The sequence below is a fragment of the Pseudomonas sp. genome (assembly GCF_037994325.1).
In the GTDB taxonomy this organism is placed as follows: domain Bacteria; phylum Pseudomonadota; class Gammaproteobacteria; order Pseudomonadales; family Pseudomonadaceae; genus Aquipseudomonas.
This window is the reverse complement of record NZ_JBBNAH010000178.1, coordinates 1-4,761: the sequence shown is the minus strand read 5'-3', so window position 1 is coordinate 4,761 and position 4,761 is coordinate 1. Positions and strand designations below refer to the sequence as shown.

General features: G+C 57.6%; 5 protein-coding genes and 1 pseudogene. 4 read left to right on the top strand and 2 right to left on the bottom strand.

From position 1 onward, the window contains the following. A pseudogene (locus AAAB16_RS06020) lies at nt 1–1,264 on the bottom strand (aconitate hydratase B); the annotation flags it as partial. Between the two features lie 331 nt (nt 1,265–1,595). Between AAAB16_RS06020 and AAAB16_RS06015 the strand changes: the two are divergent. Then, entirely contained in the window at nt 1,596–2,072 is a 477-nt protein-coding gene (locus AAAB16_RS06015) for a DUF1289 domain-containing protein (RefSeq protein WP_110618466.1), read from the top strand. A 4-nt stretch (nt 2,073–2,076) separates the two neighbouring features. On the opposite strand, the gene AAAB16_RS06010 is transcribed toward AAAB16_RS06015, so the two are convergent. Next, a complete protein-coding gene (locus tag AAAB16_RS06010; RefSeq protein ID WP_340662523.1) occupies nt 2,077–2,940 on the bottom strand; it encodes a universal stress protein in 864 nt (287 codons plus the stop codon). 158 nt (nt 2,941–3,098) lie between these two features. Here AAAB16_RS06010 and AAAB16_RS06005 point away from each other — a divergent pair, with 158 nt between their 5' ends. From AAAB16_RS06005 to AAAB16_RS05995, 3 genes are all read left to right on the top strand, one after another. Next, complete coding sequence (locus tag AAAB16_RS06005) at nt 3,099–3,710, top strand: tRNA isopentenyl-2-thiomethyl-A-37 hydroxylase MiaE (RefSeq protein WP_340662522.1); 612 nt, start codon at nt 3,099–3,101, stop codon at nt 3,708–3,710. 166 nt (nt 3,711–3,876) lie between these two features. Continuing rightward, nucleotides 3,877–4,347 carry a MarR family transcriptional regulator gene (locus tag AAAB16_RS06000; RefSeq protein WP_340662521.1) on the top strand — a complete coding sequence of 157 codons (471 nt, stop codon included), beginning with the start codon at nt 3,877–3,879 and terminating at the stop codon, nt 4,345–4,347. Next, the coding region (locus tag AAAB16_RS05995) for a TolC family protein (RefSeq protein WP_340662520.1) at nt 4,344–4,761 on the top strand (418 nt) is incomplete at its 3' end. The genes AAAB16_RS06000 and AAAB16_RS05995, both read left to right, overlap by 4 nt.

The following is a 4,761-nucleotide window of genomic DNA, read 5'->3' as shown; positions in this document are numbered from 1 at the left end:
GGCCAGTGGTGTCTTGCGAGCCCACGGTGGTCATTTTCGGTTCGCAGTAGGTGCCAGGGCGAACGCCTTTACCTGCTGGCAGACCACACGCCTTGCCGACCATTTTCTGCGCCAGGGTGAAACCCTTGCCAGTGTCGACCGGTGCTTCCGGCAGTTTGAACAGGTCGGTTGGGCCCAGGCCCAGCTCGGCACGTGCTTTATCCGTCAGGCCACGGCCAACGATCAGCGGAATACGGCCGCCAGCGCGAACTTCGTCCAACAGTACCGGGGTTTTCAGTTCGAAGGTGGTGATGACTTCATCAGTACCGTGCTTGCAAACCTTGCCAGCGTGCGGGTACAGGTCGATCACGTCGCCCATGTGCATGTTCGATACATCGAACTCGATCGGCAGGGCGCCAGCATCTTCCATGGTGTTGTAGAAGATTGGTGCGATTTTCGAGCCGAAGCAGAAGCCGCCAGCACGCTTGTTCGGTACATACGGAATGTCGTCGCCGAAGAACCACAGCACCGAGTTGGTGGCGGACTTACGGGAAGAACCGGTACCTACAACGTCACCCACGTAAGCGATAGGGAAGCCTTCGCCACGCATGGTTTCGATTTGCTTCATCGGGCCGATGGAGCCTTGCACGTCAGGCACGATGCCGTCGCGAGCCATTTTCAACATGGCCAGGGCGTGCAACGGGATGTCTGGACGGGACCAGGCGTCTGGCGCCGGCGACAGGTCGTCGGTGTTGGTTTCGCCGGTTACTTTGAATACACGCAGGCTGATTTTGTCGGCCAGGGTAGGGCGCTTTTTGAACCACTCGCCGTCGGCCCAGGATTGCAGCACTTCTTTAGCCTGAGCGTTACCGTTCTTGGCTTTTTCGGCTACATCGTGGAATGCATCGAACATCAGCAGCGTGTGCTTGAGTTGTTCGGCAGCGGTGGCGGCCAGCTCGGCGTTATCCAGCAGCTCGACCATGGTGGCGATGTTGTAACCGCCTTGCATGGTGCCGAGCAGTTCAACAGCGCGTTGTTTGCTGATCAGCGGGGAAGTGGCTTCGCCTTTGGCAACAGCGGAAAGGAAACCAGCCTTGACGTAGGCTGCTTCGTCCACGCCTGGCGGAATGCGGTTGGTGATCAGATCAACGAGGAATTCTTCCTCGCCTGCAGGCGGGTTTTTCAGCAGATCAACCAGGCCGGCAGTTTGTTCGGCGTTTAGCGGCTGGGGCACGATGCCCTGAGCTGCACGCTCTGCAATGTGTTTGCGATAGGCTTCAAGCACAGTTATTACCCTCATCAGTGGTCCCATAGGAGTTGTCCGGGACGCATCCAGAAGCTGCTTTCAAAGTTTTACGCCTGCAGGACGTGTAGATGAGGGCTGGCTGGACTACCGGGGAAATCTGGTACCCCAGCCAACTGCGTTCTGCGGGATTAACTGTGCTCGTGACGCTTTGAAAACAGCTTCTAACGGACATCACGCCTAAGAATGGCCCGGGGATTCTACTGGAAAAGCCAAATAAAGGTAAGTCAAACCCCTACATCCTCCGGGGTGAACATCCCTAGACAAAGGGCTAATATGCCCGCCTGTTCCTGCTGCCCGTAACCCTCTGCTTATGTCCAATCACCGCATCAAAACGCCCTGCGTAGGCCTGTGTTCCACCGTTTACGGGGATCTGGTCTGTCGCGGCTGCAAGCGTTTTCATCATGAGGTGGTGAATTGGAACCTGTACAACGACGAAGAAAAGCGTGCCGTCTGGCTGCGCCTGGAAATTCTTCTGGTGCAGGTAATGGCAGCCAAGGTCGATGTATTTGACCCGGCGCGCCTGCGTCAGCAGCTTGAGCAACGGCAGATCCGCTTTGTTCCGGAGCAATCGGAATACTGCTGGGCCTATCAACTGATTGCTCGCGGCGCCCGGGTCATCAACCTGCTGGAAGCCTATGGCATGGTGCTGCTGCCGGAGTTTCGTGACTGGTCGCTGCCCGAGCTGCGCGATGCTATTGATCGCGAATTCTTTCTGCTTTCCGAAGCCCATTACGACCGCTATATCGCCCCGCGCTTTTTGCGCGAGGGCATGGAAAGCCGGGTCTGACCCCTCAGCGCTGCGCCACTAGTTCCTCCAGGTGGGCAATGATCGAATCTGGTTTTAGCACCAACACATCGCTCTCCAGTACATCCAACACCACTTCCGCCGTATTGCCGATCAGTGCACCCGAGAAGCCGGTCCGTGCCACAGTGCCCATGACCGTAACTGCCGCGCCGAGCTTTTTGGCTGTGAAGGGGATGAGCACATCTGCCGGGCCTTCGACAACATGCAGTTGCTCGTCGCTGAAACCGTATTCGTCCTGGAAGGCTTTGCACTGCTCGCGGTAACGAGCCTCGATAGTTTCCGTGAGCTGAAACACCGGGTCGGCCGAAGACAGCATGGGCGAGGGGTGGGCATTAATCACATGCAAGCTTGCTTTGGCTAAGCCAGCAATTTCATAGGCGTGATTAATGATGCTGGCGTGCAGCGTGCGATGTTCGGCGTCTGAGTTGCCGACGTCGACGGCGGCGAGAATCACGCCTTCAGTCCAGGGGCGCTGGGTTTTCACCATCAATACTGGGCACGGTGCGTAGCGCAGCAGTTTCCAATCTTCGGGTGTGAGCAGGGCTTTTTTCAGCGGGTTGTCGGGACGATGGTCTTTGACAATCAGGCCGCAGCCTTCGGCCTGCTGCACCGTGATAATGGTTTGGTGCAGGTTCTCGTGCCAGGTTTGCTGGCCAGAGACGCTGTAGCCGTCCAGGCGTAAGGCGTTGCTCATCACCTCAAGCAGGCCTGAGTGATCATGCTTTTTGTCGCACACCAGCAAGTGCAGGTGCGACTGGGTAACTCCGGCAATCAGCTTGGCGCGTTTTAGCGCGTAGCCTTCAGGGTGTTCGGGCTCGATTACCACCAAAATGCTGCGAACGGCTCTCATGGTCGTGCTCCTTGATGTCCTGGCTGCTGTAGCGGGCGAGGTCACTATAGGTTTAGCCCAACGGCGTGCTTCATGATGCAGATCAACCGTTTACCCCGCGCGTAAGGGATTTCGCGCCGGTATACTGCCGCGCTTGCCCATTTGCTTAGCCGTGATCTATGCCCGTCCTTCCTGAAATCGATGCCTTCCTGCTTTGCCCGACGCCCGCCAGCTGGGTGGAGGCGGCGCTGAACAACCTCGATATTTTGCTCATCGACCACGCCAACAATGAAAAGAAAGCCGCCGGCTCGGCCTTTCAATTTATGTTCCAGTACAGCAACAAGCTGGACCTGCAGAACAAGATGTCGCGTTTGGCGCGCGAGGAGCTGCGGCATTTTGAGCAAGTGATGGCGCTGATGAAAAAACGCGGCATGCCGTGGTTTAACGTGGGCTCGGCCCGCTACGCCGGGGCGTTGCGCAAACTTGTGCGTAACCACGAACCGGTGAAGCTGACTGACTCGCTGTTGGTTGGCGCGTTTGTTGAGGCCCGTTCCTGCGAGCGCTTCGCCGCCCTTGCGCCGCACTTGGACGAAGAGCTCGGCAAGTTCTACAGCAGCCTGCTCAAATCCGAAGCCCGGCACTTTCAGGACTATCTCAAGCTCGCCTACGAGTACGGCGATGAAGCCGATATCCAGGCCAAAATCGTCGAAATCGCAGCAAAAGAACGCGAGCTGATCGAAACGCCTGACCCTGACTTCCGCTTCCACAGTGGCGTTCCCGCCCTGAGCTAAACAGCTCTTTCTCCGCATAAAACCAGACGCTGCCCGAGATCTATCGGGCGGTTCGCTCATACCTATCGGAAAATACTGCTAGCAAGCTAAGTATTTTCGTTGACTTTAACTGCCTAGGCAGTAAATTACACACCACTACCTGCCTAGGCAGCTAACGGTGATTGTTATGACCCATTACACCCCCGACAAATTTGAGTTCATCCGCATTGGCATGTTGGTCGGCCGGGCTGCGCTGCTCAAAGATCGCATTCTTGATACCTATCTTGTGCCCCATGGCGTAACAGCGGCCCAGTTCAAGGTGCTGATGATCATCCTGCAGGGCTACGACACGCCCGCTGAGTTGTGCCGATACCTGTCGCTGGATAGCGGCTCGATGACGCGCATGCTTGACCGCCTTGAGCAAAAAAAGCTGATCGCCCGCATTCGCAGTGAAAACGATCGCCGCCAGGTGCACCTCTCGCTCACTGACGAGGGGCGAGCGCTGAATGCCTTGCTGCCGACCATTGGGGCGGCGGCGATGAACGAATTCACTGCCGCATTGACGCCGGTGGAACTGCAAAGCCTCGAAGACCTATTGAAGAAGATGCTGATTGCAGCCGGCGACACCATTGTTCTCGAACGTTTCGGTGACGTATGAGCCCAGTTCTTAAAGCGCCGTTAACGCTAACCCTGGCCGCCATGCTGCTGGCCGGTTGCGCCAACTTCAGCGGCCTGAATCCCGAAGGCGTAAGCCTTGAGGCGCAGAGCCTCAAGGCGGGGCAAAGCCTGAGCGGCGTTACCCTGTCGCCAGCCGCCTGGCCGCAAAAAGACTGGTGGAAAAGCCTGGGCGACAACCAGCTCGATAGCTTGATCAATGAAGCCCTGCGTGACAGCCCGGATATGCAAATTGCCAGCGCCCGTGCCCACCAGGCCAGTGCAGCCGCCTCTGCTGCCGATGCCGCGCGCATGCCCAGTGTCGATGCCCAGGCCAGCGTCAGTCGTTCACGCTTGGCCCGCGATCAAGACCCGCTAGGGCAGGGCGGTGCCTATAGCACCTTGCGTAGCGCTCAGC

Excerpts from the sequence above, each read along its gene's own strand:
- AAAB16_RS06015 (WP_110618466.1), top strand. The coding sequence starts at position 1,596 with ATGTCCAATCACCGCATCAAAACGCCCTGCGTAGGCCTGTGTTCCACC.
- AAAB16_RS06010 (WP_340662523.1), bottom strand. The coding sequence starts at position 2,940 with ATGAGAGCCGTTCGCAGCATTTTGGTGGTAATCGAGCCCGAACACCCT.
- AAAB16_RS06005 (WP_340662522.1), top strand. The coding sequence starts at position 3,099 with ATGCCCGTCCTTCCTGAAATCGATGCCTTCCTGCTTTGCCCGACGCCC.
- AAAB16_RS06000 (WP_340662521.1), top strand. The coding sequence starts at position 3,877 with ATGACCCATTACACCCCCGACAAATTTGAGTTCATCCGCATTGGCATG.